Source organism: Polynucleobacter sp. AP-RePozz3-80-G7, assembly GCF_018882145.1.
Classification (GTDB): domain Bacteria; phylum Pseudomonadota; class Gammaproteobacteria; order Burkholderiales; family Burkholderiaceae; genus Polynucleobacter.
This window is the reverse complement of the sequence record NZ_JACVPC010000001.1, coordinates 623,439-648,865: the sequence shown is the minus strand read 5'-3', so window position 1 is coordinate 648,865 and position 25,427 is coordinate 623,439. Positions and strand designations below refer to the sequence as shown.

Below are 25,427 nucleotides of genomic sequence, written 5' to 3'. Positions count from 1 at the left end.
ATTCCTCTTCAAATTTCTAACTTAGGCTGTCGCTACAGGAGCGTCGGCTTGAGCAGATTTACGCGCTTCTTCACGTTGCACTTCTTTCATCATGATGGAAGGCTCTGTTTCAGCTTTCTTAGTCTTGATGATGAGGTGACGCAAAACAGCATCGTTAAATTTGAACGCATGCTCGAGCTCTTCCAGAGTTTTCTGGTCGCACTCAATGTTCATGCAAACGTAGTGGGCTTTAGCAAGCTTGTCGATCATGTAAGCCATCTGACGACGACCCCAGTCTTCCATACGATGAATTTTGCCGCCCGCAGCTGCTAATGTAGCTTTGTAACGATCGATCATCGCTGGCACTTGCTCGCTTTGGTCCGGATGGACGATAAAGACGATTTCATAATGACGCATCTAACACTCCTTAAGGATAGAGTCACCTGGGCGTCTTGCTAAGTTCTGATGGTTGTGAACTCAGCGCCAGTGTGACAAGGTAGTAACAAATTGTAGGTACTGCTAACAACACTTTTAAAACTGCTTTTCAGCACTTACCGTATTACTGGCAAGATCGCTATTCTAGCAAAAAAATCCTGCCAAGTCAGGGATTTACCTGTGGGCTGAGCTTGTTTTTCGGCATTCAGAGAAAGTTGAAGGGCAATCCTAGCTCTGGGTGCAGAAAGACTGCCTGCCGCCAGACATCCGGCAATGTCCTTTTCAGGAAGATCAGGCAAGGTTTCCCCTGCGCCAGTTCTGGTGGTTCGCACCAAAGCAATGCCATGTTTTACTGCCGCAACCAGCGAATCTCTCCAGGCATCATGAAAGCCTCCCATGCCAGATCCAGCAAGGACCAAGCCCCTTACCTTAGAGTTCAACCAATGGGTAATCGTCTCTGAACGGGCGCCAGCATGGCTAGTTAAGATTTCAACCCAAGGCCACTCGTTTTCCTTTGGAATCGGCAAATCTTCAGTCCAGAGAGCTTGAACAGCCTTCACGCCGGATAGCCAGGATGGATTAATCAACCCAACTGAGCTGCTAGGAGAGGCTTGGATAGGTGCATTGAGGGCACTACCGTGGCGTTTTGCCAGATCCATAGCCAAACAACCTCTGCCATCCATAACGGCATAAATACCGCCCGGGCAGTTATCTATCGGAGTAGATGCCCAACGAATGGCGTCCAGCAAGTTGGATGGGCCATCTGCCTTAGGGGCATTGGACGGCAACATAGCGCCAGTCAAGATGACTCTTTTGCCTAAATTTTGAGCATATTTTCCGCAAGTCAGCTGTAAAAAGACGCCTGCCTCTTCAATCGTGTCAGTTCCGTGAGTGACCACTATCCCTTTAACCAAGGTATTAGCCAGGGCCTCTCTTACAACCTCACCCAGTAAGGTCAATAAGGACTCTGTCAGATTGCGACTATTGATGTTGGCAATCTGCCTAGAAACCAAGCTGATGCCCTCAGGAACGGCAGACTGAATATGGGTAAGCAAGGAGGCGACTTCGACCTGGCCAGCTTCATATTGCATAGGATTGTCAGCTGGGCTCGGTGCCAAACCGGCAATCGTGCCACCCATACCCAAAACAAGGATTTGGGGGGCAGCTTCAGAGGTGTTTTGTAGTGAACTCATACCCCATTATCCCCCTGAAATAGCTTGATCTATCAAATACTGCTGTATACAATCCCAGTATGGACATAAACACAGTCGATTTTCCAGAGGAGCTGACTGCCCTCCCCAAGCTCACTCCACGTCAGAATGAGATTTTGGAGTTGATTACTAAGGCCATCGATGAAAGCGGCCTGCCGCCCACTCGTGCAGAAATAGCTACCCAACTCGGATTTGCTTCTGCCAATGCCGCTGAAGAACATTTGCGCGCGCTTGCTAAAAAAGGCTATATCGAATTAACGCCCGGTACTTCACGCGGCATTCGGATTCCGCAACGATTTAATCAATCGCACAACAGCAATAAATACCGCCAGCTTTCTTTACCGTCAGGCGCATTACAACAACTCACATTGCCATTAATTGGTCGCGTTGCAGCTGGATCCCCAATCATGGCTGTGGAACATATTGAAAAACATGTTCCAGTGGATCCAAATTTATTTAGTAAAGGCGCTGATTACCTATTAAAAGTAAAAGGTATGAGCATGCGCGATGCCGGCATCTTAGATGGCGATTACTTGGCAGTAAGAAAGACAACCGAAGTTCGTAATGGTGACATCGTTGTCGCTCGCTTAGATGATGAGGTGACTGTGAAGCGTTGGCAACAAAAGAAAACTGCGAATGGCATGGTCATCGAATTACAAGCAGAGAACCCAGACTTCAAAAACATTTTGGTAGATGATCGTCAGCCCAACTTTGCTATAGAAGGACAAGCGGTTGGCTTAATTAGGGCTGAAGGCCTGTAAGCAAAGTTGCATATAAGAAAAGGCCTCTGAGTAGAGGCCTTTTTATTTACTGCCGTGAAGAGCGGTATTTTTGATTTACTTCTTACTGGGCGCCACTACGTTAGCGTTCTTTGGTGAAGAAGTAATCGTGATCAATGTCTTTGGTCCAGTTAATGACCCTTCATTGAGTTCCACTGTAGCAGTACGATCACCTTTGGTGAATACCAAGATGCTCGTTTTTGTTTTCACTGCGCTCACAGTTGTCCAGCCAGCGCGTGGATATTCAGATTGGAAAAATGCATAAATATCAGTGGGCGTTTGAACACCAGATAAAACTACACGACCGACCCAGTTATCACCACGACCAATAATTAATGAATCCGCGCCAATAATTTTTGAGGCTGCCGGCAAAGGCATATCGCCCAACAACTGAGCCTGAACTTCTTGAACTTCCTGAGGGGTACCTGTTGGCGAATCGCCAGAGCTAGCGCATGCTCCTAACAATACCGACAGGAACAAAGTAAGAGCGCTGATTTTAAGGGTGTGAAGTTTGATCATTTTTCGCTTTACAGAATTGATGCGACTTTCTTATAGATGCTGAAAGTATTTTAGGTGCTCTACCTATTTCGTCAAGCGAAATTACTGGAGGCGCGTGAGGGAATCGAACCCCCGTACGAAGCTTTGCAGGCTCCTGCCTAACCACTCGGCCAACGCGCCATACTCTTGAATCAAAAATGGGAAGCTTTTGAGGGCTTCCCATCGAACTTGGAGCGGGAAAGGAGGTTCGAACTCCCGACCTATACCTTGGCAAGGTATCGCTCTACCAGCTGAGCTATTCCCGCATAACAGGGCAGTAGTTTAACAAACAATCTGCAAGAAAGCATTATTCCTCACAAAACCTTAAAGCCAGGGGAACTCAATCTCCCTGAAAGGCTTAACTGGCTGGGCTTTATAACGCTTAGTCGATTTTTCCAGCGAGCTGAGGCAAGGCCTTTTTCATGTAATAGAACATCGACCAAAGAGTTAAAAATGAGGCAATCCAAATTAACCAGGTACCCACTTGCGCACAATTTAACCAACCAAATAAGGTGTCATTCAGCAATAAAAAAGGAATGGCGATCAGTTGAGCAGTCGTTTTGAGCTTGCCAACCATATGAACTGCCACACTTTTTCCGGCCCCTAATAAAGCCATCCACTCTCTCAGGGCGGAGATTGTGATTTCACGACCAATAATGATGAGTGCAACCCAAACTTGGACGCGATCCATATTTAATAAAACCAATAAAGCGGCAGCAACAATAAGCTTATCTGCCACAGGATCCAAGAACTGACCAAATGCAGATTCTTGTTTTAAACGGCGCGCTAAGAAACCATCCAACCAATCGGTAATGGCGGCAGAGATAAAGATGATTGCAGCAATCAGATTCTTATCAAACGGAGTAAGCCAAGAATTGGGAAGATAAAAAATAGCTACCAACAGCGGAATCGCTGCAACACGCAACCAGGTCAGGGCGATCGGTAGATTAAAAGGCATTAGATAAGCATAAACCAAGAACGGTCAATGCTCCTAGTGAAGCTGACGATATATCTGTTCAGCGAGCGTTAAAGAGACGCCTTCAACACCGGCGATCTCTTCGATGCTGGCATTGGAGACGCCCTTTAAGCCACCAAAACGAGCCAACAACTTTTGACGACGCTTGGCGCCAATGCCCTCAATCTCCTCTAAACGGGAGATTGTCCTAGCCTTGGCACGCTTAGCGCGCATGCCAGTAATGGCAAACCGGTGGGCCTCATCTCGTATCTGGGCGACTAATAGCAATGCCGCGCTATCAATACCCAATTCCAAAGACTTGCGTCCATCCGCAAAAATGAGGGTTTCCAGTCCAACCTTACGACCTTCACCCTTAGCAACGCCCACAATTAAACCCACATCCATGCCAAATTCAGAAAGCACTTGTCTTGCCATCTCTACCTGGCCTTTGCCGCCATCAATCAAAATCACTTGAGGAATTTTTTCAACAGGTAACTCTTGAAAGTTAGCATAGCGTCTCTGCAAGACCTGGCGCATAGCTGCGTAATCATCACCTGGTGTAATGTCATTAATATTAAAGCGTCGATACTCACTCGACTGCATCGCGTTCTTGGTATACACCACACAAGATGCTTGGGTTGCTTCACCAGAGGTGTGGCTAATATCAAAACATTCGATGCGCAACTGCTCAAGACTCTCCAATTCGAGACTCAAGATATCAGCCAATGCACGTGCCCTAGCCAACTGCCCACCCGTCTCAACTAAGCGTTTAGTGAGTGCAATCTTCGCATTACCCTCTGCCATCCCAAGCCAGTGACGTCTTTGACCTTGGGGTTGATGCAAGAAAGTAATTTTTCTGCCAGCTTGTGCATTTAATAACTCGTGCAAATCTTCAGGGGGAGATTCATTGAGTTGAGTCAGGTCATCGCTTGCGGATTGAAGGGGATGATTTAAAACTAGTACTGGTGGAATTAAATTGGCGGCAGTTGCATCCACATGCTCTTCTAAATAATGCTGAGTAATAAAGGCTTCCAATATCTCCGCGGGGGATGGCAGCTCACCAGAGGTGGAGCGCAAACCTTTAGGGAAATAGGCTCTATCACCCAAGTGACGGCCGCCACGAATCATTGCTAAGTTCACGCAAACCATACCCTCCATTTGTGCTACAGCGATCACATCTACATCACCCTCACCCTCTGCAACGGTATCCATCGACTGTTGTTGTAGCACGCTAGATAAGTCAGCGATGCGATCTCGCAATACCGCAGCCATCTCAAACTCCATTGCTTCGCTATGCTTGTGCATTTCTTTTTCGAGTTCGGATAACACTCGGCTGTGATCACCCTCTAAAAATCGAGTTGCTTGGGCAACATCCTGCCCATACTGTTCAATACTCAGACGGCCAACGCAAGGAGCGCTGCAGCGATGAATCTGATGTAAGAGGCAAGGACGACTGCGATTCTTGAAAACAGAATCCTCACAAGTTCTTAAGCGGAATACTTTTTGAAGAATCTGCACACTATTGCGTACTGCCCAGCTATTCGGAAATGGTCCAAAGTAATGATTGCGCTTATCCACTTTTCCACGATACGAGGCCAGCCTTGGGAACTGATGCCCCGTTAACATCACATAGGGATAAGACTTGTCATCACGAAACAAAATATTGAATGGAGGAGCCAACTCTTTAATGAGATTGTTCTCTAAAATGAGGGCTTCCGTTTCAGTCCGTGTTACCGTTGTCTCATAGCGGGCAATTTTGCCCACCATTAGTTCGATACGCGGTGATAACTGGGTACGCTGGAAATAACTAGAGACACGCTTTTTGAGGTTGCGCGCTTTGCCTACATACAGAATATGTCCCGCTTCATCAAAAAAGCGATATACCCCCGGTAATCCGGGTAGCCGTTTAACATCCTGCTGAAGGGTTTCGAAAAGCGAATTACTCATGCGTTGGGATATTTTCTGCCAAATCGTCGATAACTATGGTGATGCCGGTGTTTGCTGGCGTCTAGCCCGAAGCTTATCCAGCATTCATAGGCAAGAGGTCCGTATTTTTTGCGATGATCTGCCAACCCTTAATTTACTCGCATCAGGAGTAGAGCCGTCCATTAAGCAAAAAATCGATATACAGCCATGGGAGGCCAGCCATGCTAATGCCCGTCATCCAGTACAAATACCCGACGTTGTGATTGAGGCTTTTGGTTGCGAACTGCCAGAACGTTACTTGGCGGGCCTTTTTATCGCCCCGGTCAAACCCATCATTATTAACTTGGAATACTTGAGCGCAGAGCCCTGGGTAATTGATTTTCATGGCAAAGCGTCACCTCAGTCACACGGTATTCCGAAATATTTTTTCTTTCCCGGCTTCCAGGATGAGGTGGGTGGGCTATTGCTAGACCCCATTCCGCCAGAAGGTCATATTGTGGCAAAAAATATTCCTGGCGATCTGAAGACCGTATGGTCTAAATTGCGTCCTGGCGCAAAACGAATCAGCATCTTTTGCTATCCCGGCGCTCCTCTGAAAAAATGGCTAGTTGACTTAGGACATCTTGGTGAAGATGTTGATGTCTTGCTTGCCCATGGTCATGCCGAACAATTAAGTCTTTATGGAGAGCACCCAATCTCTCTATCCACCAATATCCAACTGCTCTCGATGCCATTTGTATCTCAGGATGAATATGACTGGGTACTATCGCAATGCGACTTCAATATTGTGCGGGGAGAAGATTCTTTTGTTCGGGCGCAACTTGCTGGCAAACCATTTATTTGGCATATCTATCCCCAAGAAGACCGCGCCCATGAAGTGAAATTAGCAGCTTTTCTGGACCTCTATCTGGAAGAGGCTAGCCAAGGGTTGAGGCTAGCTACGATAGCCGCCATGACTTGGGCAACGCCCAGCGAATGGCTTAAGGACTTAAACAGCTGGAATGCGCATGCCGAGCATTGGCGCACCCATTTACTTGGAAAACAAGCAGATGGCGGCTTGCCAGCGCGTTTAATCCGCTTTGTCGCCTAATCCCAAGCAATAAAGGCTTGCGGGCGGTTACAATCTTGTTTTTGATAAAAACCGCAGAAAATTAGCTCTGCCCCCAGGAATAGCAAGATGAAAACAGCACAAGAACTCCGCGTTGGTAACGTAGTGATGATCGGCACCGATGCCCAGGTCGTTTTAAAGGCCGAATATAGCCGCTCTGGCCGCAACTCCTCTGTTGTAAAAATGAAATTTAAGAATTTGTTAACCGGCGCGCCAAACGAAGGTGTTTACAAAGCGGATGACAAATTTGATGTTGTGATTCTCGATAAGAAAGAATGCACTTATTCTTATTTCGCAGATCCAATGTATGTATTTATGGATACTGAATACAACCAGTACGAAGTTGAAGCTGAGTTCATGGGTGATGCATTGAACTACCTCGAAGAAAGCATGCCGTGTGAAGTAGTATTCTACGAAGGTAAAGCACTCTCAGTAGCAATGCCTAACTCATTGGTTCGTGAAATCATTTACACAGAGCCGGCAGTTAAAGGCGATACCAGCTCAGGCAAGGTATTGAAGAATGCAAAATTGGCAACTGGTTATGAATTACAAGTTCCTCTATTCTGCAATACCGGTGACAAGATCGAGATCGATACTCGCACCGGTGAATACCGTAGCCGCGCTAACTAATTAGCTAGCTACAGATGTTAAAAAGCCCGGCATGCCGGGCTTTTTTATTTCTACAGACCAATATTTACTTAATCAGCAATAAGTCCCAACTGTCCCAGCAAGCCTTTAGCGTGCTGGTACTGGGCCTCGTTCTGCAATTCACTCCATATTGGCGCTGGCGCTAAAGGCATCAGACGATTTAAACGTGTTGCAGATTCAGATTGCTTTGTTTTTGAGACTTTTAATTTTGAGAGTAGTTGATCAGCAAGGTCTGGACGATTACAGATCAATACCGCATCGCAACCAGCATCTAGAGCCATTTCTGCACCCTTGACTACCGACCCTGCAACACTTGCGCCTTCCATAGAGAGATCATCACTAAAGATCACACCTTCAAAGCCTAATTCTTGACGCAAGATGGAATGGAGCCAAATCTTTGAAAATCCTGCTGGGTTCTTATCCACTTTTGGATAAATCACATGGGCAGGCATGACTGATGCCAAACTCAAATCCAACCACTCATACGGCTTAGCATCATCATTCAAAATTTCCTTTAAGGGGCGCTCATCTACCGGGATAGCCACGTGTGAATCTGCCTCAGCCCAGCCATGTCCTGGAAAGTGTTTACCGCAGTTGGCCATGCCGGCAAGACGTAAGCCTTCATTCAGACTCTTCGACAAAGCAAAGACTATTTGTGGATCGCGACCAAAAGATCGATCACCAATCACACCGCTGCGACCAAAATCTAAATCGAGCACTGGTGTAAAACTGAAGTCAACGCCACAAGCACGCAACTCAGCAGCGAGCACATATCCGCAAGCTGTTGCTGCAGCCATTGCGATAGCAGCAGATTCTGCGGCATGAGTTGATTTATTTTTAGCGCTCCACAATTCACCCAATTTACGCATAGCTGGTAAGTGGGTAAAGCCGTCTGTTCTTGCGCGCTGTACTCGACCACCCTCATGATCAATGGATATAAGCACATCAGGGCGCAGCTTCTTAATAGCAGCAGTTAATTTAGTGAGCTGCTGGCGATTAGTAAAGTTTCTACCAAATAAAATAACGCCACCAGTCAAGGGATGCAAGATGCGTCGACGATCCTCGGCATTTAATTCCAGACCAACTACATCCAGAGTGACTGGGCCTGGGGCCATGGTTGACTTACTCATTTCTTCCTCTGATTAAACTGTATTTTTTATTTACATTTGAGTAACGATGACATGCGCAATTGCCATATCTTTTTCATCGCTAACAGTAACATGAGCTTCCCAATTTTTTTCCTGCATAAATTGTGCCAAAGCACCCAAGTACGAAGTGATTGGCTTGCCGCTAGGCTCATTTAGGGTTTGGAGTGAACGCCAAGTCATAGGCATTCTCATTCCCAAACCAATCGCTTTTGAGAAGGCTTCCTTGGCAGCAAAACGGGTAGCTAAGAACGCAATCCCGCGCTTATGGTTTCTGGCAAGGCGGTGCTTAAACACCAACATCTCATCTGGCCCCAGAATTTTTTCAGCCAGGCGGCCATTGGTGCGATCGTATGCCGCCTGTAAGCGCTCAATCTGCAGAATGTCTGTGCCGATGCCGATGATCATATTTACTGTAATGGGTTTTAGTTATTTGCTGTTATTAATACTTAAGCACTAGCTCTGCCCTGAGCCATCAAGACTTTCATGTCGGTGATCGCTTTTTGCCAGCCTTTAAACAAAGCCTCAGCCACAATGGCATGACCAATATTGAGTTCGGATAATTCAGCAATGGCAGCCACTAGTCTGACATTGCCCTCATGCAAACCATGACCAGCATTCACCCTCAGGCCGATACTTTTTCCAAATATCGCAGCCTTACGAATACGTTCCAACTCTTTTGCCTGCTCGGCTCCAGATAAATCAGCGTAACGACCGGTATGCAATTCCACTACGGTTGCGCCAACTTCTTTAGCTGCTTGGATTTGTTTTTCTTCTGGGTCAATAAATAGAGATACCCGAATACCAGCATCAACTAATTTCTTTGCAGCGGCTTTCACCGCCTCAAAATGCCCCAAGACATCCAAACCACCCTCCGTTGTGACTTCTTCACGCTTCTCCGGAACAAGGCATACATCGTGCGGTCTAACCTTGCATGCAATATCAATCATCTCGGGCGTTACCGCACACTCTAAATTCATGCGCGTTTTAATCAGTGGTCGCAGTGCTAATAAATCCGCATCTTTAATATGACGACGATCTTCCCGCAAGTGAAGGGTAATGAGATCTGCGCCAGCTTCCTCAGCCAAGGCTGCCGCCCTTAACGGATCGGGATAGACGGTGCCTCGTGCATTACGTAAAGTGGCGACGTGATCGATATTGATACCCAGTTCAAGGGTGTGGGGGCTACTCATCTGTGTAGATTACTAGATTTTCTTCAAATCAATCAAAATTTGGCGGGTCGTTAATACCTGATCCTGCAAATGCAAGCCCAGCAGAAAGCGCATTAACTGCTTACTCTCAGAAAGAGTCTCAGGGTCTGAGAAATCCCCCGCTGCAATCGCCAAAAGGGATTTACCAGTAAGAACAGGCCAGTGCCCAGGATCATCGGCCTGAACAGGGCGTACCCCTCGCTCTGGTTGATAGACATATTGCTCTTGAGCTAGAGGTACTTCATTTGTTTCAACGCAGCGATCTAAGGCGGCTGCATACCCCGTCTCCTGCAAGAGTGATAACTCAAACGGACGCAAAATCTCTTCTAAGCCTTTAGACTCAAACTCCAGATTCGATAAAGCATTAATAGTCTCAGAATAGCGATCGTAGAGTTTTTCATAATCATCTTCGCGCGCTAAAAACTTGACGAGCAATTCATTTAGATAGAAGCCGCAGAGCAAAGCATCGCCAACCAAAGAAGGCATACCCCCCACCCACTCTGACTTCGTTAAAGTGCGGAGCTCTGATTTACCACTCCAAGAAACTAATAATGGCTGGAAGCGCTGTAGAACAGGTCTTAAGGTTGAGTGTGGACGCTTGGCACCTTTAGCAATTAAAGCCATGCGGCCATATTGCCGAGTAAAGACATCCAGAATTAAGCTAGTCTCTTTATAGGGAATGCTATGCAATACAAAAGCAGGCTCGTCAGCAATGCGAATCGAGGCCATGAAACTTATTCCAGACCTTGAGCCCGCAATTCAGCTCGATCATCTGCCCAGCCACGTTTAACCTTCACCCAAGTCTCTAAAAAGACTTTGCCGTCAAAGAGCTTTTCCATATCGATGCGGGCATCAGTTGAAATCTTCTTGAGACGCTCACCCTTTTGACCAATGATCATTGCCTTGTGACTGTCACGATCAACCAAAATAGTTGCCGCAATCCGACGCATCTTGCCATCCATCTTGAACTGGTCTATTACTACCGTGCTGGTGTATGGCAGTTCTTCGCCAGTAAAGCGGAATACTTTTTCACGCAGAATCTCAGCAGCTAAGAAGCGCTCGCTGCGATCGGTAATAGTATCGCCATCATAGACAGCCTCAGCCTCAGGCAGGTAGCCCTCAAGGACATCTAACAATCTTTCAATATCGCCAGGACTCTTGGCGCTCATCGGTACTATCTCAGAAAACTCACACTTCTGGTCTTCATGGCCACCTAGTTCGCACCAAGGGCGAGCCATGTCTTTAATGAAGCTAAGGAGAGCTTGGTCACGCTCTGATGGAGTCTGAAAGCGACTGTTAAACAGATCTAATTTATTCAGAACCAGAACAACCGGTAAGTCATCTGGCAGCAGCTTCAATACCTTCTTATCGTCTTCACCAAAGTATCCAGCCTCAACCACAAAGCACGCTACGTTTACATCTTGCAAAGCTGTAGTGACAGTGCGGTTCAACGCTTTGTTTAAGGTATTCATTAAACGGGTCTGAAAGCCTGGGGTATCGATAAAGATAAACTGCGCTTCTTCGCGATTCTGAATACCCAATATACGGTGACGTGTCGTTTGCGCTTTACGAGAAGTAATGCTGATCTTCTGACCAACCAACGCATTCAGAAGAGTTGATTTACCCATATTAGGACGCCCAACAATGGCGATGGTGCCGCATCTAAACACGATTAGCCCTTCAGCTTAAGATTGAACTGCTCTTCGGTTGCTTCTTTTTTGGCCGCTTTCTTCTTGGCCGACCGAGTTTTCTTGGGTTTGCGAGATTCTTGCGGTAAAGCCTTAAGCATAGCAATCAAAGCTAACTTTGCTGCCGCTTGTTCAGCAGCACGACGCGAAGCACCCTCACCTTTGACCGCCACTTTATGACTAGGGATCAAGCACTCCACCTCAAACTGCTGGTTGTGTGCAGCACCAGTAGTGCCGGTAACGTTATAGGTCGGCAATGGCAATTGATAGCCTTGCAAGCATTCTTGCAATAAAGTTTTGTCATCCTTACCTAAGGTTTTAGGGTCTACGTTTGCCAAGATAATGGAATACAGCTTACGTAAGCTGGCCTTAGCCGCTTCAAAACCACCATCCATAAAGATTGCGCCAGTCACTGCCTCTAAGGTATCAGCAAGAATAGAGGGGCGACGGAAGCCACCGCTCTTCAACTCACCTTCGCCCAGGCGCAAGTAATCCGACAAGGATAATGTTTGGGCAATTTCATATAAAGCTTGTTGCTTTACTAAGTTTGCACGTACGCGAGAGAGATCGCCCTCATCTAAGTCCGAATAACGCTCATAGAGCATTTCAGCAACGACACAATTCAGAATAGAGTCGCCCAGAAACTCTAAGCGCTCGTTATTTTTCTTGCTATGACTGCGATGAGTCAAGGCTTGATTTAGTAGCTCTGGCTTCTTGAAGGTATAGCCGAGGCGCTCTTGTAGCGGCCCAGTTTCGATAACGGCGCGCGCATTCATGATATTTACTCGAATCCGCCTATACGGCCAAGATTACCCAGGTTCAACCAAACAAAGAAGGCTTTGCCTACGATATTTTTATCAGGTACAAATCCCCAGTAACGTGAGTCTGCGCTGTTGTCACGGTTATCGCCCATGGCGAAGTAATGTCCTGGAGGGACTTTGCAAGTCACACCAGACTGCTGGTACTGGCAGAACTCAGAACCCGGAAAACGCTCGGTTGGAAATACGGTAGCCGGACGATCTGGATCATTGAGGATGTCATGACGATTGCCGCCCAAGTCTACCGGGAAAGTCTCTGTGAAACGTTTGGCATAGCGCATATTCTCGGGATCGAGATACGGCTCGCCACCACTATATTGCAGAGGCTGACCATTAATAGTCAGACGCTTATTTTCATAGGTGATTTCGTCACCTGGCAAGGCCACTATGCGCTTGATGTAATCCACCGATTCATCACGTGGATAGCGAAACACTACAACATCACCGCGCTTGGGTGAGCCCAAGGCAACGACTTTTTGATTGAGCACCGGCAAACGTATTCCATAGGTAAATTTATTGACCAAAATAAAGTCGCCAATTTGTAATGTTGGAATCATTGAGCCAGAAGGAATCTTGAAAGGCTCAGCGATAAAAGAGCGCAATACAAATACCGCACAAATTACTGGGAAGAAACCTGCCGTGTATTCAAGCCACAAAGGCATACGGTCAATACCAGCCAAACGTCTTTGCGGGGCAAAGTGCAATTTGTCAGCAATCCAAGCGATTCCAGAAACAATCACCAGGATAAAAAGGACTAGAGCAAAGTTCATTAATCCTCCACCTGCAGAATAGCCAAGAAGGCTTCTTGTGGAATTTCCACGTTACCGACTTGCTTCATACGTTTCTTACCTTCTTTTTGCTTCTCTAATAACTTACGTTTACGGGAGATGTCACCGCCGTAGCACTTAGCCAATACGTTTTTACGCAACGCCTTGACGTTTTCACGCGCAACAATATTGCTGCCAATTGCCGCCTGAATAGCCACATCGAACATTTGACGAGGAATAATGCCGCGCATCTTAGCGACCACTTCCCGCCCACGGTGCTGACTATTACTGCGGTGAACAATCACAGAGAGGGCGTCAACCCGCTCACCATTAATGAGGATATCGACCTTCACTACATCTGCTGGGCGATATTCTTTGAACTCGTAATCCATCGAGGCATATCCACGTGAGATGGATTTCATTTTGTCAAAGAAGTCCAAAACAATCTCAGCCATTGGTAACTCATAAGTGAGTTTGACCTGACGACCTAGGTAATTCATATCCATCTGAATACCACGCTTACCAACACACAAGGTAATCATCGCTCCAACATACTCTTGCGGCATGTATAAATTAACGGTCACGATAGGCTCAAGAATGGTATTGATCTTGCTGGCCTCAGGCATCTTCGAAGGGTTATCCACCATCATGAGCGTGCCGTCAGATTGCTCTACTTGATACACCACCGTTGGAGCGGTCGTGATGAGATTCATGCCGTACTGACGCTCCAAACGCTCTTGCACAATCTCCATGTGGAGCAAACCTAAGAAGCCGCAGCGGAATCCAAAACCTAAAGCCTGAGATACCTCTGGCTCATACAAGAGTGAGGCGTCATTTAGCTTGAGCTTTTCAAGGGACTCGCGCAACTGATCGTATTCACTCGCTTCTACTGGATATAAGCCAGCAAAAACTTGGGGCTTCACTTCTTTAAAACCAGGAAGTGGCTCGGCCGCAGGAACGCGCCCTTGCTGCCCAGTAGTATGTGTCACGGTGTCGCCAACCTTGGCGGCCTTTAATTCTTTAATGCCAGCAATCACGAAGCCCACTTGACCGGCAGATAACTCTGGACGATCTACTGACTTTGGGCTAAAGACACCTACATGCTCGACTAAATGGCTTGAACCATTGGCCATCAAGGTAATTTTTTCTTTTGGTTTTAAAGTGCCATTCACAACACGCACCAACATGACTACGCCTACGTAGTTGTCAAACCAGGAGTCAATAATCAAGGCTTGCAATGGATCTTCTGCATTACCCTTTGGCGGCGGCACCCTGGCGATCATTTCTTCGATCACGTCCGCAACGCCCAAGCCAGTCTTGGCTGAGCAAGTAACCGCTTCAGAAGCATCAATACCAATGACATCTTCAATTTCTTTTTTAGCGCGCTCAGGATCAGCTTGCGGCAAGTCAATCTTATTCAGTACTGGTACAACCTCAACGCCCAACTCAAGCGCCATGTAACAGTTGGCAACGGTTTGCGCCTCAACACCTTGACTGGCATCTACGACTAACAAAGCACCTTCACAGGCAGACAAAGAGCGACTAACCTCATAAGAGAAGTCAACGTGTCCCGGTGTGTCAATCAGGTTGATGTGGTAAATTTTGCCGTCTTTGGCTTTGTAATTTAAAGCTGCGGTTTGCGCCTTAATGGTGATGCCGCGCTCACGCTCAATATCCATTGAGTCTAGAACTTGGGCTTCCATTTCACGGTCGGAGAGGCCGCCGCAGAGCTGAATAATGCGATCAGCAAGCGTCGATTTGCCGTGATCGATATGGGCGATGATAGAAAAATTGCGGATTAAATCCATAGCGTCTTAATAGGTCATTCAAAAAACGCCTTGTCAGAACGCACCACGATGATGCGCTGCAAAAAGTCGTCTTAAAGTGATTGTAATGGGTGGCGCCTAAAAGGCGCCAAACCCCTTTTTTAGGCCCAAAATGGGGTTATTTAGGCCTTACAGGAACAACTAAAGTGCTATCAGCGCGGCGGATAAAGACCGGTACAGCCTTATTGGCGTCCAAACCCTTAATTAGAGCCTCAAACTGCTTAACGCTCGTAATATCGGCATCTGCCACCCGAATAATGACGTCACCCGGTCGAATCCCCGCCTTTGCTAAAGGGCCGTCCCCTAAACCGGTCACTTCAACCCCACCCTTGATATTCAAATCCTTCTTTTTGTTATCCGATAGCTCACCAACAACAACCCCTAGGGTATTGGCGCCATTGCCATTTGCCGCAGGGGCATCTGCCTTTTTATTGGCTGCCTGAGTAGATTCGGTATCGGTTACGGTAACCGTTAAATCACGGGTTCCCCCTTTACGCCAAACTTGCACTGGCACCGAAGTGCCTGGCTTCGTTTCGCCAACTACTCTGGGTAAGTCGGTTGATTTAGAAATATCGCGCCCGTTGAAACCAAGAATCACATCCCCTGCTTCAATGCCACCAGCTGCTGCTGGTCCACCTGGCTCAACATTGCGTACATATGCTCCGCGAGGCTTACCTAAACCCAGACTCTCAGCAACTTCTTTTGTCATCTCGCCTAAAGCAACGCCAATTCGGCCGCGAGTCATCTTGCCATTAGTACGCAATTGATCTGCCACACGCATTGCCTCATCAATCGGAATTGCAAAAGAGATGCCCATATAGCCACCAGAGCGACTAAATATTTGTGAGTTGATACCAATCACTTGACCAGCAGTATTTAAAAGTGGGCCGCCAGAGTTTCCTGGATTCACGGCTACGTCAGTCTGAATAAAAGGTAAGTAGTCACCCGTATCGCGACTCTTGGCCGACACAATCCCTGCAGTTACCGTGTTCTCAAGGCCGAACGGGGAGCCGATTGCAAGCACCCATTCACCTACACGCACCCTAGATGAATCACCCAAAGGTAGCTTTGGTAAATCACGCGCTTCAATTTTGACGACTGCAACATCGGTACGCTTATCCATGCCGAGTAACTTTGCTTTGAACTCGCGCTTATCAGTCAGGGTCACATAGATAGTGGTGGCACCTTCAACAACGTGAGCGTTAGTCAAAATCAAACCATTAGATTCGATAATGAAACCGGAGCCTACGCCACGATCTGCTTCTTGCGGCTTGCCTGGATTAGGTTGCGCTGGTTTAGGTCCATTTGGAATTCCCGGAATAGGTACGCCAAAGAAACGGCGGAAGAATTCGGCTTGATCTTCTGGCATTCCCGGAATGCCACCTTGCGCTTGCTGCACTACCACTTTTTCAGTAGTGCGAATATTGACGACCGCAGGACTGGCGCGCTCAACCAAATCCGCAAAGTCAGGAATAATGACTCGAGGGGTTTGAGCTAACGCAGGCGGAATAAACGCGACTTGCCCTAGACCAAAAATAGCCAAGAGCGCAATTAAGTACTTTTTCATAAAGCTATAGACCTACTTGGTGAAAACCAACAATGAAGATATTAAGAATATTAGGTCAGTTTGCCAAAAATCAAGGTACCGTTAGTACCCCCAAAGCCAAAATTGTTTTTGACTGCATGGTCGATTTTCACGTCTCGAGCGGTATTGGCGCAGTAGTCCAGGTCGCACTCAGGATCTTGATTGAAGATATTGATAGTAGGTGGTGATTTTTGGTTATGAAGAGCCAAAATCGTGAAAACTGACTCCAAGCCACCTGCCCCACCCAATAGGTGACCAGTCATCGACTTGGTGGAGTTAATTAAAGTCTTCTTAGCGTGGTCACCAAGAGCAGCCTTAATAGCGCCAGTTTCGTTCTTATCACCCAACGGCGTGGAAGTACCGTGAGCATTGATATATTGAATCTGGTCAGCGTTGAGGCCAGCATCGCGCATTGCATTGACCATACAACGACGGGGACCATCCATATTTGGGGCAGTCATGTGATAAGCGTCACCGCTCATACCGAAGCCCAGTAATTCGCAATAAATTTTTGCGCCACGGGCTTTAGCGTGCTCATACTCTTCAATCACCACTACGCCTGCACCCTCACCCAGAACAAAACCATCACGGTCTCTATCCCAAGGGCGTGATGCAGTTGCAGGATCATCATTGCGTGTAGAAAGCGCTCTTGCAGAAGCAAAGCCACCAACCCCTAATGCGGAGATAGTGGATTCAGCACCGCCAGCAACCATGACATCAGCATCACCGTACTGAATTAAGCGTGCAGCCAATCCAATGCTGTGTAAACCCGTTGTACAGGCTGTTACTGCAGCCACGTTTGGACCTTTGAGGCCAAACAAAATGCTGAGGTGGCCAGAAATCATGTTGATGATGGAGCCTGGAACAAAGAAAGGCGAGATACGACGAGGGCCACGAGCCAATAACTCAGCGCCCGTTTCTTCAATCATTGGTAAACCACCGATACCGGAGCCCACCATGACGCCTACGCGCTCAGCGTTTTGTTCAGTGATCTCTAAACCACTGTCGCGAATAGCTTGCGTACCAGCAGCAATGCCGTAATGGATAAAGGTATCCATATGGCGTGCCTCTTTGGCAGAAACATATTCTTCGACATTGAAATCTTTCACCTCTCCAGCGAAATGAACGCTAAGCGGAGTGTGGTCGAACTTGGTGATAGTAGCAATGCCTGATTTGCCCGCGAGCAAATTAGACCAAGCTACATCAACCGAATTACCAACAGGTGATATAAGACCAAGGCCGGTAACTACTACCCGGCGTCGGCCATTTGATACTGACACAGTAATACCTAGGCTAGGGAATTAACCCTGAGCTTTTGATGTAGCGAAGTCGATCGCGAGCTGAACTGTGGTGATCTTTTCAGCTTCCTCATCAGGAATTTCGATGCCAAATTCGTCTTCCAAAGCCATAACCAGCTCAACAGTGTCAAGAGAGTCAGCGCCCAAGTCGTTCACGAAAGAAGATTCATTCTTGATGTCTCCTTCTGCGACGCCTAATTGCTCAGCGACGATTTTCTTAACGCGTTGTTCGATGTTGTCCATTAATTTCCCCAGGGGTTGTAAAAACGATGAAAGGATTTTATCAGTTTGGCGGACCGAATTAGCAAATTCGCCTAAAAATGACCAAATCCTGGCTTTGCCGTTAGGCTAAATAGAGTCCGCCATTGACGTGTAGGGTATTACCCGTAATGTAGCCAGCCGCTGGAGAAGCCAAAAAGGCTACCGCTTGAGCGACATCCTCTGGACTACCCAAACGCGCTAAGGGAATGTTCACTTTTAGGGTATTTTGCTGCTCTTCGCTCAAAGCGCGGGTCATATCAGTATCGATAAATCCAGGAGCTACGCAATTCACAGTGATATTGCGGCTACCAATTTCACGGGCTAAGGCACGGGTCATTCCAGAAACACCCGCTTTTGCAGCTGCGTAGTTTGCCTGACCAGGATTACCCATATGGCCAACAATCGAAGTGATATTAATAATGCGGCCACCACGGGCCTTCATCATGGGACGCATCACTGCTTGAGAAAGACGGAAGACTGAACTGAGGTTGGTATCAATCACATCAGTCCACTCATCAGACTTCATGCGCATTGCTAAATTGTCGCGAGTGATGCCAGCGTTATTCACCAAGATATTGATGCCGCCATACTCTTTGACGATCAGATCAATAATTTCTTCACAAGCATTTGGGGTGGTTACATCCAATACCTTGCCAGCACCGCCTGAAGCTTTTAAACGCTCATCAATCGCTTTAGCTCCACTCTCGGATGTAGCAGTTCCAATTACCTTGGCACCACACTTCACCAGCTCATCCACAATTGCCTGACCGATACCGCGTGAGGCGCCAGTTACTAGGGCAATTTGTCCGCTTAAGTCGAGATTCATATTTGTTTTCCGCTCAGTTCTATATTTCTTTAATCTTGTTTTATTTCAAGCTTGCCAGAACTTCATTCAAGCTAGCTTCGTCAAATACTGGCACACCAGTCACTTGATCATTAATGCGCTTGGTAAGGCCTGCTAATACTTTGCCAGGGCCACACTCCACTACCTGAGTAATACCTTGAGAAGCCATAGCCTGAATAGTTTCCTGCCAGCGCACAGGCTTGGCGGCTTGACGCACTAGGGCATCTTTAATTGCAATCGGATCATTCAAAATTTCAACATCAACGTTGTTGATCACAGAAATCGTGGGGGCTTTAAATTCGATATTGGCTAAATAGCCCTTGAGCTTTTCAGAAGCGGGTTGCAATAAAGAAGAGTGAAATGGTGCAGATACTGGCAATGGCAATGCACGTTTAGCACCAGCCACTTTTAATAGCTCACATGCTTTAGTAACAGCATCACTTGCACCAGCAATCACTACTTGACCGGGAGCATTGAAATTCACGGCCTCAACAACTCCGCCAGCAACAGCACTTGCTTCAGCGCAAATCTGAATCACCGCGGCATCATCCAAACCGAGGATCGCAGCCATGCCACCCGTACCAACCGGCACAGCAGTTTGCATTGCTTCAGCACGAAAGCGCACCAATGGAACAGCATCTTTAAAAGAAATAACGCCAGATGCAACCAAGGCAGAGTACTCACCAAGGCTATGACCCGCCATTACCTTGGGCGCAGATCCACCTACTGCTAACCAGGCTCGATAAAAAGCAACGCCTGCAGTCAACATCACAGGCTGAGTATTCGTGGTTAATGACAGTGCCTCAGCAGGGCCTTCAGAAATGAGCTTTGCAACGTCTTCACCCAATGCCTCAGAAGCCTCTTGCAATGTTGCGCGCACTTCTGGGCGCTCAGAAATGGAATTGAGCATGCCAACAGATTGAGAGCCTTGACCAGGAAATACAAATGCAAATGTCATGTGATTAATTCGCTAAAAAGAAATTAAAGAGATGAATGAATAAAAATAGTGTGCTGCCCTTAGTATTTAATCGCAACCGCACCCCAAGCAAACCCGCCGCCAACACCCTCTAGCAAGAGATGTTGTCCACGCTGAATCTGCCCAGAGCGTACGCCAGCATCTAATGCCAATGGAATGGATGCAGCCGAAGTATTGCCATGCTCATGCACGGTAACGATCACCTTATCCATGGACATACCCATCTTTTTAGCCGTGCCTTCCATAATGCGAATGTTGGCTTGATGCGGTACTAGCCAGTCGATTTGCTCAGCCTTAAGGTTCGCTTTTTCGAGTGCCTCGTGAGCTACCTGCTCCAAGACCTTCACAGCAAGCTTAAAGACCGCTGGACCATCCATGATCATAAATGGGGAACCATGCACTTCGCCATTACCAGCACGCCCAGGAACACACAAAATATCGCGTTGACTGCCGTCAGCATGTAATGCAGTAGAAAGAATACCCGCCTCTTTAGAAGCCTCAAGCACAATAGCTCCAGCACCATCACCAAACAAGACACAAGTGCCACGGTCTTGGAAATTCAGAATACGCGAGAAGGTCTCAGCACCGATCACCAATACTTTTTTGTATGAACCGGAACGAATAAACGCATCTGCAATAGCAAGCGCATAAGTAAAGCCAGCGCAGACTGCTTGCACATCGAAAGCAGCACAAGCAGTGTGCGCACCTAATTTGTCTTGCACTACGCAAGCAGTACTTGGAAAGCCGCCCAAATGATCTGGGGTTGAAGTGGCCAAAATGATGAGGTCCAAATCTTCAGAGGTAATACCAGCACTAATCAATGCAGCTTGTGCTGCCTTGACGGCCAGATCACTAGTCAACTCATTTTCAGCGGCAAAGTGACGTGCAGAAATACCGCTTCGCGTCTTAATCCACTCATCACTGGTCTCTAGGCCAGTTTTGGCAAGGCGCTCGACTAAATCTTGGTTAGTTAAGCGCAACTCAGGAAGATAGCTTCCGGTACCGGCTACTCTTGCAAAAATACTCATACTTTTGTCTCCACCACAAAGGCTGCAGCAATGCGCTCTACCATGCGGTTCTTAGCTGCCTCATAGGCGCGATCCAAGGCAAAGCCAAATGCAAAGCGATCAGCAGAACCATGACTCTTAATCACACAACCACGTAAACCCAACAATACTGCACCGTTATAACGGCGATGATCAACCCGCTTACGTACTCTTAGTAGTGGCACCATCGCACAGATCGCCATCAACTTAGTAAGCCATGAGCGATTAAATTCCGAGCGAATCAAACCGCTCATCATTTTTGCTAAACCTTCACTGGCTTTAAGAACTACGTTACCAACAAAGCCATCGCAGACCACAATATCAGTTGTGCCCTTAAAAATATCATTGCCCTCTACGTTGCCATAAAAGTTTAAAGAGGTTTTGCGCAGTAACTCGCCGGTTTGCTTAACAACCTCATTGCCTTTAATTACTTCCTCACCAATATTGAGAAGGCCAATTGAAGGGTTTTCTTTGCCATCCACCACTTGCACCATCACGTTTGCCATCTGGGCAAACTGCACCAAATGCATTGGCTCGCAGTCAGCATTTGCGCCAAGATCCAGCATAGTTGTACCGCGCCCTAATTCATTAGGGATGGCGGTAGCAATCGCAGGACGATCAACGCCATCAAGCGTTTTGAGAATGTAGCGAGAGATCGCCATGAGTGCACCAGTATTGCCAGAAGAAATCACTGCATCGGCGGCGCCCTCCTTCACTTGCATAATGGCAACGCGCATAGAGGAATCTTTTTTGCGACGCAGAGCAATCTCAATGGGATCATCCATCAAGACAACTTCACTAGCAGGAATAATTTGAATGCGCTCCATAGGAGCTTTGGGAGATTTACTCAAGGCTTGCTTGATTAAATCGGGATCGCCAACGAGGGCAATCTTCACATCAGCGTGTTTTTCTAAAAAATCGCAGGCAGCCGGAACCGTCACGACGACTCCATGATCTCCGCCCATGGCATCAATAGCAAGAGTAACGCTCATAAGCTCATTGATTGCTGCAAGTGATTTATCCAAGAAAAAAGCGGCTTTTACTGGAGCCGCTTCTATCTGTTTAGACTAAAAAATTAGTCGTTTTTAGTTTTAACAACTTTACGACCACGATAGTAGCCGTTAGGTGAAATGTGGTGGCGCAAATGAGCCTCACCAGTTGTGGCTTCAACAGCCGTAGCAGGTGCGGTCAAGAAGTCGTGTGCACGGTGCATGCCACGTTTGGAAGGTGATTTTTTGTTTTGTTGAACGGCCATATTGAACTCCTAAGCAAGGCAATATTCTAGCATGGAAATGCGCCTAAACGCTTGATTTATTGACAAAAGATACTTTAAACAACAACTGAAATCAGACCCCTAATTTCAGTTTTTCTTCATATTTTTCAATATGTTAAAGGGGTTTTCCCGCTCATTTGACGGCTCCTCATCAGCCTCATCCCCAAAGGTAGATTTATGAGGTTCACAAAACCCATCTGGATGCTTTGGAATCAGAGGTAAAGACAGCAAAACCTCATCCTCCATGGTTTCCAGGAGGTTGAAGTGCTGATTTACGACCAGAGGCTCTTGCTCCTCATCCTCAAGAGGGTATTCATCTGCCTCAGAATCTGTCAAAACTAGAATAAATCGACGTTTTTCATCCAACTCCACCGCGCAATCTTGTAAACAGCGCTGACAGACCAGATGCAGGCGCCCTTTTAGGGCTAATTCGAGGATTTGATGAGGCTCACTACCCGGTGAATCTTCAAAATAGGTCTCTGCTAACCAATTGAAGCCATCGGCCAGATTGACGGTTGAAGCCTCCTGAGCCACTCTTGGGATATCTGACATGCTTAAAAAACCAGCACCTTTATAGGACTGTGGAGCACAAAAATCCACCCTCTTTAAAGCGCTTGGCTCTGCAGATAGCTCAACTTGAGGTAAAACTTGATTACGATTCATGACATCAGTCTAAATGAAGGCGCCATAGAAAGCACAGCAAAATGAGCACCCCCACTAATACACCCCAAAATCCAAGACTCATCTTGGCATCCACTTCGGTATACCGCCGCGAACTTTTAGAGCGCCTACGCATCCCATTTGAAGTCATCTCACCAAAGGTAGATGAAACCCCACTTTCTGGAGAGAGCACTCTTGATTTAGCACTCCGACTTGCTCAAGCAAAAGCAGCTGCAGTTGCTAAAGAGTATCTTGAAGCTTGGGTCATTGGCTCTGATCAAGTTGCCGATCTTTGCGGTGCAGCGATTGGTAAGCCTGGTAATTTTGAAAGAGCCTTAGCGCAACTACAACTCATGCGTGGTCAAGCGGTGACTTTTCAAACAGCGCTATGTTTGATGAAGGGTGACACCCAAACCACGTTATGCGTTCCTACTGAAGTCACCTTTCGCAAACTTCCAGACAGCACCCTAGAGGCTTACCTAATAGCTGAAGAGCCTTATGATTGTGCGGGCAGCGCCAAGTCTGAAGGTCTTGGCATTAGCCTGTTAGAGTCCATTAAAAGTGATGACCCAACCGCTTTAATTGGCTTGCCACTGATCGCATTAACCAGCATGTTACGTGATGCTGGCTTTGCAATTCCATCAAAAACATAAAGCAAAAATTAATAACTGGCATCAATAGAAAAAATAATTCATGAGCAAACTCGGCACCCTGTATTTAGTTCCCAATACTTTGGGCGATGATGGTCGCGTTGAGCAATTACCCTGGGTACTTCCATCTGAAACGATTACACAAACAGCCACGCTAAGGCACTGGATTGTGGAAGATGCCAAGACAGCACGCGCATTATTAAAAGCGGTTGATTCTGTTTCTCCATTAGCATGCACGATTCAAGAAATGCAAATGAGTGAATGGCGTGGTGCTGCACGTAATGCCAAGTATGGCGATGTGGTCAAACCGGCTGATTTACTCAAGCCTTTGCTTGCTGGAAATAATATGGGCTTGATGTCTGAAGCAGGGGTCCCTGGCGTTGCAGACCCTGGTGCCGAGTTAGTGCTAGCGGCACATAAGCTAGGCGCCCAAGTGAAGCCACTTGTTGGACCGAGCTCTATCTTGTTAGGTCTGATGGCAAGCGGACTCAATGGCCAACGCTTTGCTTTTCAAGGGTACTTGCCTCATGACACCCATGAGCGCACTGCCAAACTTAAGCAACTCGAAGTTGAGTCTCGTAAATTACAACAAACTCAAATTTGGATTGAGACACCCTATCGCAATACTGCCATGCTCATGGCTTGTATCCATTCGTTGGCGCCGCAAAGTCTGCTATGCCTCGGTGTGGACCTTAGTCTGCCATCAGAAATGATTGCCACTCTTTCAATTACAGATTGGCGTAAACGGTATCCGAATGAAGCTGCTTGTGCTTCATTACAAAATAGGCCAACAGTATTTCTACTGCTGGCCTAAGTCTTCAATGCTTTAGTTTTACTTTTGTCTCATTTCTATTTAAGGTCAGGTGTTTTTACCAACACCTTGCCAGCAGCAGTTCCAGCTTCAGCACCAAAGCGTTTAGCAACACGCTCAGCAAAATTCTCTTTCATGGTGTAGTCCAGAATGTCGGGCGCCTTAAAGATGTCGCGGGCAACGGTATCTACCGTGCCATATCCATCAGCTAAACCAATCTTGACTGCTTGCTCGCCATTCCAAATACGACCAGAAAATAAATCTGGTACGTCTTTTAAGCGATCGCCACGGCCCTCTTTCACCACTGTAATAAATTGCTGGTGAATCTCATCAATCATGGTCTTAACCATTTCAACTTGCTTTGGATTCTCTTTGCTAAACGGATCCATCATGCCTTTATTAGAGCCCGAGGTAATCATGCGACGAGTAACGCCCAACTTATCCATGAGGCCTGTAAAACCAAAGCCCTCCATGATCACGCCAATGGATCCCACCAAGCTGGCTTTATCAACCAAGATTTGATCCGCAGCGACTGCCACGTAGTAACCACCAGATGCGCAGATATCCTCGACAACGACATAAAACGGTTTTTTGGGATAGAGCTTGCGCAAGCGGTGGATCTCATCATTGATCATGCCGGCTTGAACTGGCGAACCTCCAGGACTATTAATGCGCAACACAACCCCAGCACTGTGTTCATTCTCGAATGCAGCTAGTAAAGATGAATTGATATCCATCGCATTAGCCATCGAGCTGGAAGAAATTTCTCCTTCAAGTGTTACCAACGCAGTGTGCTTTTCTACCCCCATGCCCTTGCCTGGAAGGTGAAAGTCAAATATCGAAAGCAATGCGCCAACAATGACTAGCAAGGTAAGTACTCGCAGTACTGCTTTCCAACGACGTGCTTTACGAGTCTCTTTTAAATTCTCCAACAAGAGATGTTCGAGAGCTTGACGTTCCCAATTCGGGTTTGGGTTGTTTTCCATCTTT

28 protein-coding genes and 2 tRNA genes are annotated in these 25,427 nt (G+C 47.0%); 5 read left to right on the top strand and 25 right to left on the bottom strand.

Annotated features, from left to right (window positions below; translation table 11 throughout):
- Positions 1 to 21: 21 nt before the first annotated feature.
- Together rpsF and ICE90_RS03595 are read right to left on the bottom strand one after the other, a co-directional pair.
- Positions 22 to 396: a 30S ribosomal protein S6 gene (rpsF, locus tag ICE90_RS03600; protein WP_072583121.1), complete on the bottom strand. Its 375-nt coding sequence runs from the start codon at positions 394 to 396 to the stop codon at positions 22 to 24.
- A 134-nt stretch (positions 397 to 530) separates the two neighbouring features.
- On the bottom strand, positions 531 to 1,607 hold the full coding sequence (locus ICE90_RS03595; protein ID WP_216190946.1) for an asparaginase: 1,077 nt from the start codon (positions 1,605 to 1,607) through the stop codon (positions 531 to 533).
- A 59-nt stretch (positions 1,608 to 1,666) separates the two neighbouring features.
- On the opposite strand from ICE90_RS03595, the gene lexA reads away from it, so the two are divergent.
- Positions 1,667 to 2,386 (top strand): transcriptional repressor LexA, encoded by a 720-nt coding sequence (gene lexA / locus ICE90_RS03590; protein ID WP_215362769.1) that lies wholly within the window; start codon positions 1,667 to 1,669, stop codon positions 2,384 to 2,386.
- Positions 2,387 to 2,461: 75 nt separating this feature from the next.
- Here the strand turns inward: lexA and ICE90_RS03585 are convergent, their stop codons facing one another.
- The 5 genes from ICE90_RS03585 to uvrC all read right to left on the bottom strand — a co-directional run bounded on the left by ICE90_RS03585 (position 2,462) and on the right by uvrC (position 5,843).
- A complete protein-coding gene (locus ICE90_RS03585) occupies positions 2,462 to 2,923 on the bottom strand; it encodes a hypothetical protein (RefSeq protein ID WP_215321604.1) in 462 nt (153 codons plus the stop codon).
- A gap of 85 nt (positions 2,924 to 3,008) precedes the next feature.
- Positions 3,009 to 3,082: transfer RNA gene (locus tag ICE90_RS03580), tRNA-Cys, on the bottom strand.
- A gap of 49 nt (positions 3,083 to 3,131) precedes the next feature.
- Positions 3,132 to 3,207 (bottom strand) — tRNA-Gly (locus ICE90_RS03575).
- Between the two features lie 116 nt (positions 3,208 to 3,323).
- Complete coding sequence (gene pgsA, locus ICE90_RS03570) at positions 3,324 to 3,899, bottom strand: CDP-diacylglycerol--glycerol-3-phosphate 3-phosphatidyltransferase (RefSeq protein WP_215321603.1); 576 nt, start codon at positions 3,897 to 3,899, stop codon at positions 3,324 to 3,326.
- Positions 3,900 to 3,932: 33 nt separating this feature from the next.
- Complete coding sequence (gene uvrC, locus ICE90_RS03565) at positions 3,933 to 5,843, bottom strand: excinuclease ABC subunit UvrC (protein ID WP_215321602.1); 1,911 nt, start codon at positions 5,841 to 5,843, stop codon at positions 3,933 to 3,935.
- Between uvrC and earP the strand changes: the two genes are divergently transcribed.
- Positions 5,842 to 6,912, top strand: coding sequence for an elongation factor P maturation arginine rhamnosyltransferase EarP (earP, locus tag ICE90_RS03560; RefSeq protein WP_215321601.1), 1,071 nt, complete (start codon positions 5,842 to 5,844; stop codon positions 6,910 to 6,912). The two genes, uvrC and earP, sit on opposite strands and share 2 nt — an antisense overlap.
- An 87-nt stretch (positions 6,913 to 6,999) precedes the next feature.
- Complete coding sequence (gene efp / locus ICE90_RS03555) at positions 7,000 to 7,560, top strand: elongation factor P (RefSeq protein ID WP_072583128.1); 561 nt, start codon at positions 7,000 to 7,002, stop codon at positions 7,558 to 7,560.
- 68 nt (positions 7,561 to 7,628) lie between these two features.
- Here efp and nagZ read toward each other — a convergent pair whose 3' ends face one another.
- The 17 genes from nagZ to ICE90_RS03470 all read right to left on the bottom strand — a co-directional run bounded on the left by nagZ (position 7,629) and on the right by ICE90_RS03470 (position 22,868).
- Positions 7,629 to 8,708, bottom strand: coding sequence for a beta-N-acetylhexosaminidase (nagZ, locus tag ICE90_RS03550; RefSeq protein ID WP_216190944.1), 1,080 nt, complete (start codon positions 8,706 to 8,708; stop codon positions 7,629 to 7,631).
- Positions 8,709 to 8,738: 30 nt separating this feature from the next.
- On the bottom strand, positions 8,739 to 9,131 hold the full coding sequence (gene acpS / locus ICE90_RS03545; protein ID WP_216190942.1) for a holo-ACP synthase: 393 nt from the start codon (positions 9,129 to 9,131) through the stop codon (positions 8,739 to 8,741).
- Between the two features lie 41 nt (positions 9,132 to 9,172).
- Positions 9,173 to 9,916: a pyridoxine 5'-phosphate synthase gene (gene pdxJ / locus ICE90_RS03540; protein WP_216190940.1), complete on the bottom strand. Its 744-nt coding sequence runs from the start codon at positions 9,914 to 9,916 to the stop codon at positions 9,173 to 9,175.
- Between the two features lie 12 nt (positions 9,917 to 9,928).
- Positions 9,929 to 10,663, bottom strand: coding sequence for a DNA repair protein RecO (gene recO, locus ICE90_RS03535; RefSeq protein WP_215321597.1), 735 nt, complete (start codon positions 10,661 to 10,663; stop codon positions 9,929 to 9,931).
- 5 nt (positions 10,664 to 10,668) lie between these two features.
- Entirely contained in the window at positions 10,669 to 11,562 is an 894-nt protein-coding gene (gene era, locus ICE90_RS03530) for a GTPase Era (protein WP_216863838.1), read from the bottom strand.
- 44 nt (positions 11,563 to 11,606) lie between these two features.
- The gene (rnc, locus tag ICE90_RS03525; RefSeq protein WP_215321595.1) at positions 11,607 to 12,398 is read right to left on the bottom strand and encodes a ribonuclease III; all 792 of its coding nucleotides are present in this window, start codon (positions 12,396 to 12,398) and stop codon (positions 11,607 to 11,609) included.
- 5 nt (positions 12,399 to 12,403) lie between these two features.
- Positions 12,404 to 13,210 (bottom strand): signal peptidase I, encoded by an 807-nt coding sequence (gene lepB / locus ICE90_RS03520; RefSeq protein ID WP_216190938.1) that lies wholly within the window; start codon positions 13,208 to 13,210, stop codon positions 12,404 to 12,406.
- Positions 13,210 to 15,015, bottom strand: a complete 1,806-nt coding sequence (lepA, locus tag ICE90_RS03515; RefSeq protein WP_215321593.1) for a translation elongation factor 4 — start codon at positions 15,013 to 15,015, stop codon at positions 13,210 to 13,212. The genes lepB and lepA overlap by 1 nt, the downstream gene beginning before the upstream one ends.
- A 136-nt stretch (positions 15,016 to 15,151) precedes the next feature.
- Complete coding sequence (locus ICE90_RS03510) at positions 15,152 to 16,600, bottom strand: DegQ family serine endoprotease (RefSeq protein WP_255533283.1); 1,449 nt, start codon at positions 16,598 to 16,600, stop codon at positions 15,152 to 15,154.
- Between the two features lie 50 nt (positions 16,601 to 16,650).
- The gene (gene fabF, locus ICE90_RS03505; RefSeq protein ID WP_215321592.1) at positions 16,651 to 17,898 is read right to left on the bottom strand and encodes a beta-ketoacyl-ACP synthase II; all 1,248 of its coding nucleotides are present in this window, start codon (positions 17,896 to 17,898) and stop codon (positions 16,651 to 16,653) included.
- 21 nt (positions 17,899 to 17,919) lie between these two features.
- Complete coding sequence (gene acpP, locus ICE90_RS03500; RefSeq protein ID WP_011902246.1) at positions 17,920 to 18,159, bottom strand: acyl carrier protein; 240 nt, start codon at positions 18,157 to 18,159, stop codon at positions 17,920 to 17,922.
- 100 nt (positions 18,160 to 18,259) lie between these two features.
- Entirely contained in the window at positions 18,260 to 19,003 is a 744-nt protein-coding gene (fabG, locus tag ICE90_RS03495; protein WP_215321591.1) for a 3-oxoacyl-ACP reductase FabG, read from the bottom strand.
- Positions 19,004 to 19,043: 40 nt separating this feature from the next.
- Positions 19,044 to 19,979 carry an ACP S-malonyltransferase gene (gene fabD, locus ICE90_RS03490; RefSeq protein ID WP_215321590.1) on the bottom strand — a complete coding sequence of 312 codons (936 nt, stop codon included), beginning with the start codon at positions 19,977 to 19,979 and terminating at the stop codon, positions 19,044 to 19,046.
- A gap of 59 nt (positions 19,980 to 20,038) precedes the next feature.
- Positions 20,039 to 21,025: a beta-ketoacyl-ACP synthase III gene (locus ICE90_RS03485; protein WP_215321589.1), complete on the bottom strand. Its 987-nt coding sequence runs from the start codon at positions 21,023 to 21,025 to the stop codon at positions 20,039 to 20,041.
- On the bottom strand, positions 21,022 to 22,035 hold the full coding sequence (gene plsX / locus ICE90_RS03480) for a phosphate acyltransferase PlsX (RefSeq protein ID WP_215321588.1): 1,014 nt from the start codon (positions 22,033 to 22,035) through the stop codon (positions 21,022 to 21,024). The genes ICE90_RS03485 and plsX overlap by 4 nt, the downstream gene beginning before the upstream one ends.
- A gap of 83 nt (positions 22,036 to 22,118) precedes the next feature.
- On the bottom strand, positions 22,119 to 22,298 hold the full coding sequence (rpmF, locus tag ICE90_RS03475; protein ID WP_011902241.1) for a 50S ribosomal protein L32: 180 nt from the start codon (positions 22,296 to 22,298) through the stop codon (positions 22,119 to 22,121).
- A gap of 105 nt (positions 22,299 to 22,403) precedes the next feature.
- Positions 22,404 to 22,868: a DUF177 domain-containing protein gene (locus tag ICE90_RS03470; protein WP_255533282.1), complete on the bottom strand. Its 465-nt coding sequence runs from the start codon at positions 22,866 to 22,868 to the stop codon at positions 22,404 to 22,406.
- A gap of 152 nt (positions 22,869 to 23,020) precedes the next feature.
- Between ICE90_RS03470 and ICE90_RS03465 the strand changes: the two genes are divergently transcribed.
- Positions 23,021 to 23,629, top strand: a complete 609-nt coding sequence (locus ICE90_RS03465; RefSeq protein WP_216190936.1) for a Maf family nucleotide pyrophosphatase — start codon at positions 23,021 to 23,023, stop codon at positions 23,627 to 23,629.
- 40 nt (positions 23,630 to 23,669) lie between these two features.
- Positions 23,670 to 24,440, top strand: a complete 771-nt coding sequence (locus ICE90_RS03460; RefSeq protein WP_216190935.1) for an SAM-dependent methyltransferase — start codon at positions 23,670 to 23,672, stop codon at positions 24,438 to 24,440.
- A 35-nt stretch (positions 24,441 to 24,475) separates the two neighbouring features.
- On the opposite strand, the gene sppA is transcribed toward ICE90_RS03460, so the two are convergent.
- Complete coding sequence (gene sppA, locus ICE90_RS03455) at positions 24,476 to 25,423, bottom strand: signal peptide peptidase SppA (protein ID WP_215321584.1); 948 nt, start codon at positions 25,421 to 25,423, stop codon at positions 24,476 to 24,478.
- Positions 25,424 to 25,427 lie beyond the last annotated feature (4 nt).

Excerpts from the sequence above, each read along its gene's own strand:
- ICE90_RS03585 (WP_215321604.1), bottom strand. The coding sequence starts at position 2,923 with ATGATCAAACTTCACACCCTTAAAATCAGCGCTCTTACTTTGTTCCTG.
- uvrC (WP_215321602.1), bottom strand. The coding sequence starts at position 5,843 with ATGAGTAATTCGCTTTTCGAAACCCTTCAGCAGGATGTTAAACGGCTA.
- earP (WP_215321601.1), top strand. The coding sequence starts at position 5,842 with ATGCGTTGGGATATTTTCTGCCAAATCGTCGATAACTATGGTGATGCC.
- ICE90_RS03460 (WP_216190935.1), top strand. The coding sequence starts at position 23,670 with ATGAGCAAACTCGGCACCCTGTATTTAGTTCCCAATACTTTGGGCGAT.
- ICE90_RS03465 (WP_216190936.1), top strand. The coding sequence starts at position 23,021 with ATGAGCACCCCCACTAATACACCCCAAAATCCAAGACTCATCTTGGCA.
- pgsA (WP_215321603.1), bottom strand. The coding sequence starts at position 3,899 with ATGCCTTTTAATCTACCGATCGCCCTGACCTGGTTGCGTGTTGCAGCG.
- nagZ (WP_216190944.1), bottom strand. The coding sequence starts at position 8,708 with ATGAGTAAGTCAACCATGGCCCCAGGCCCAGTCACTCTGGATGTAGTT.
- rpsF (WP_072583121.1), bottom strand. The coding sequence starts at position 396 with ATGCGTCATTATGAAATCGTCTTTATCGTCCATCCGGACCAAAGCGAG.
- sppA (WP_215321584.1), bottom strand. The coding sequence starts at position 25,423 with ATGGAAAACAACCCAAACCCGAATTGGGAACGTCAAGCTCTCGAACAT.
- pdxJ (WP_216190940.1), bottom strand. The coding sequence starts at position 9,916 with ATGAGTAGCCCCCACACCCTTGAACTGGGTATCAATATCGATCACGTC.
- lepB (WP_216190938.1), bottom strand. The coding sequence starts at position 13,210 with ATGAACTTTGCTCTAGTCCTTTTTATCCTGGTGATTGTTTCTGGAATC.
- lexA (WP_215362769.1), top strand. The coding sequence starts at position 1,667 with ATGGACATAAACACAGTCGATTTTCCAGAGGAGCTGACTGCCCTCCCC.
- ICE90_RS03485 (WP_215321589.1), bottom strand. The coding sequence starts at position 21,025 with ATGAGTATTTTTGCAAGAGTAGCCGGTACCGGAAGCTATCTTCCTGAG.
- efp (WP_072583128.1), top strand. The coding sequence starts at position 7,000 with ATGAAAACAGCACAAGAACTCCGCGTTGGTAACGTAGTGATGATCGGC.
- rpmF (WP_011902241.1), bottom strand. The coding sequence starts at position 22,298 with ATGGCCGTTCAACAAAACAAAAAATCACCTTCCAAACGTGGCATGCAC.
- ICE90_RS03510 (WP_255533283.1), bottom strand. The coding sequence starts at position 16,600 with ATGAAAAAGTACTTAATTGCGCTCTTGGCTATTTTTGGTCTAGGGCAA.
- rnc (WP_215321595.1), bottom strand. The coding sequence starts at position 12,398 with ATGAATGCGCGCGCCGTTATCGAAACTGGGCCGCTACAAGAGCGCCTC.
- plsX (WP_215321588.1), bottom strand. The coding sequence starts at position 22,035 with ATGAGCGTTACTCTTGCTATTGATGCCATGGGCGGAGATCATGGAGTC.
- era (WP_216863838.1), bottom strand. The coding sequence starts at position 11,562 with ATGGGTAAATCAACTCTTCTGAATGCGTTGGTTGGTCAGAAGATCAGC.
- acpS (WP_216190942.1), bottom strand. The coding sequence starts at position 9,131 with ATGATCATCGGCATCGGCACAGACATTCTGCAGATTGAGCGCTTACAG.
- acpP (WP_011902246.1), bottom strand. The coding sequence starts at position 18,159 with ATGGACAACATCGAACAACGCGTTAAGAAAATCGTCGCTGAGCAATTA.
- lepA (WP_215321593.1), bottom strand. The coding sequence starts at position 15,015 with ATGGATTTAATCCGCAATTTTTCTATCATCGCCCATATCGATCACGGC.
- recO (WP_215321597.1), bottom strand. The coding sequence starts at position 10,663 with ATGGCCTCGATTCGCATTGCTGACGAGCCTGCTTTTGTATTGCATAGC.
- ICE90_RS03595 (WP_216190946.1), bottom strand. The coding sequence starts at position 1,607 with ATGAGTTCACTACAAAACACCTCTGAAGCTGCCCCCCAAATCCTTGTT.
- fabD (WP_215321590.1), bottom strand. The coding sequence starts at position 19,979 with ATGACATTTGCATTTGTATTTCCTGGTCAAGGCTCTCAATCTGTTGGC.
- ICE90_RS03470 (WP_255533282.1), bottom strand. The coding sequence starts at position 22,868 with ATGTCAGATATCCCAAGAGTGGCTCAGGAGGCTTCAACCGTCAATCTG.
- fabG (WP_215321591.1), bottom strand. The coding sequence starts at position 19,003 with ATGAATCTCGACTTAAGCGGACAAATTGCCCTAGTAACTGGCGCCTCA.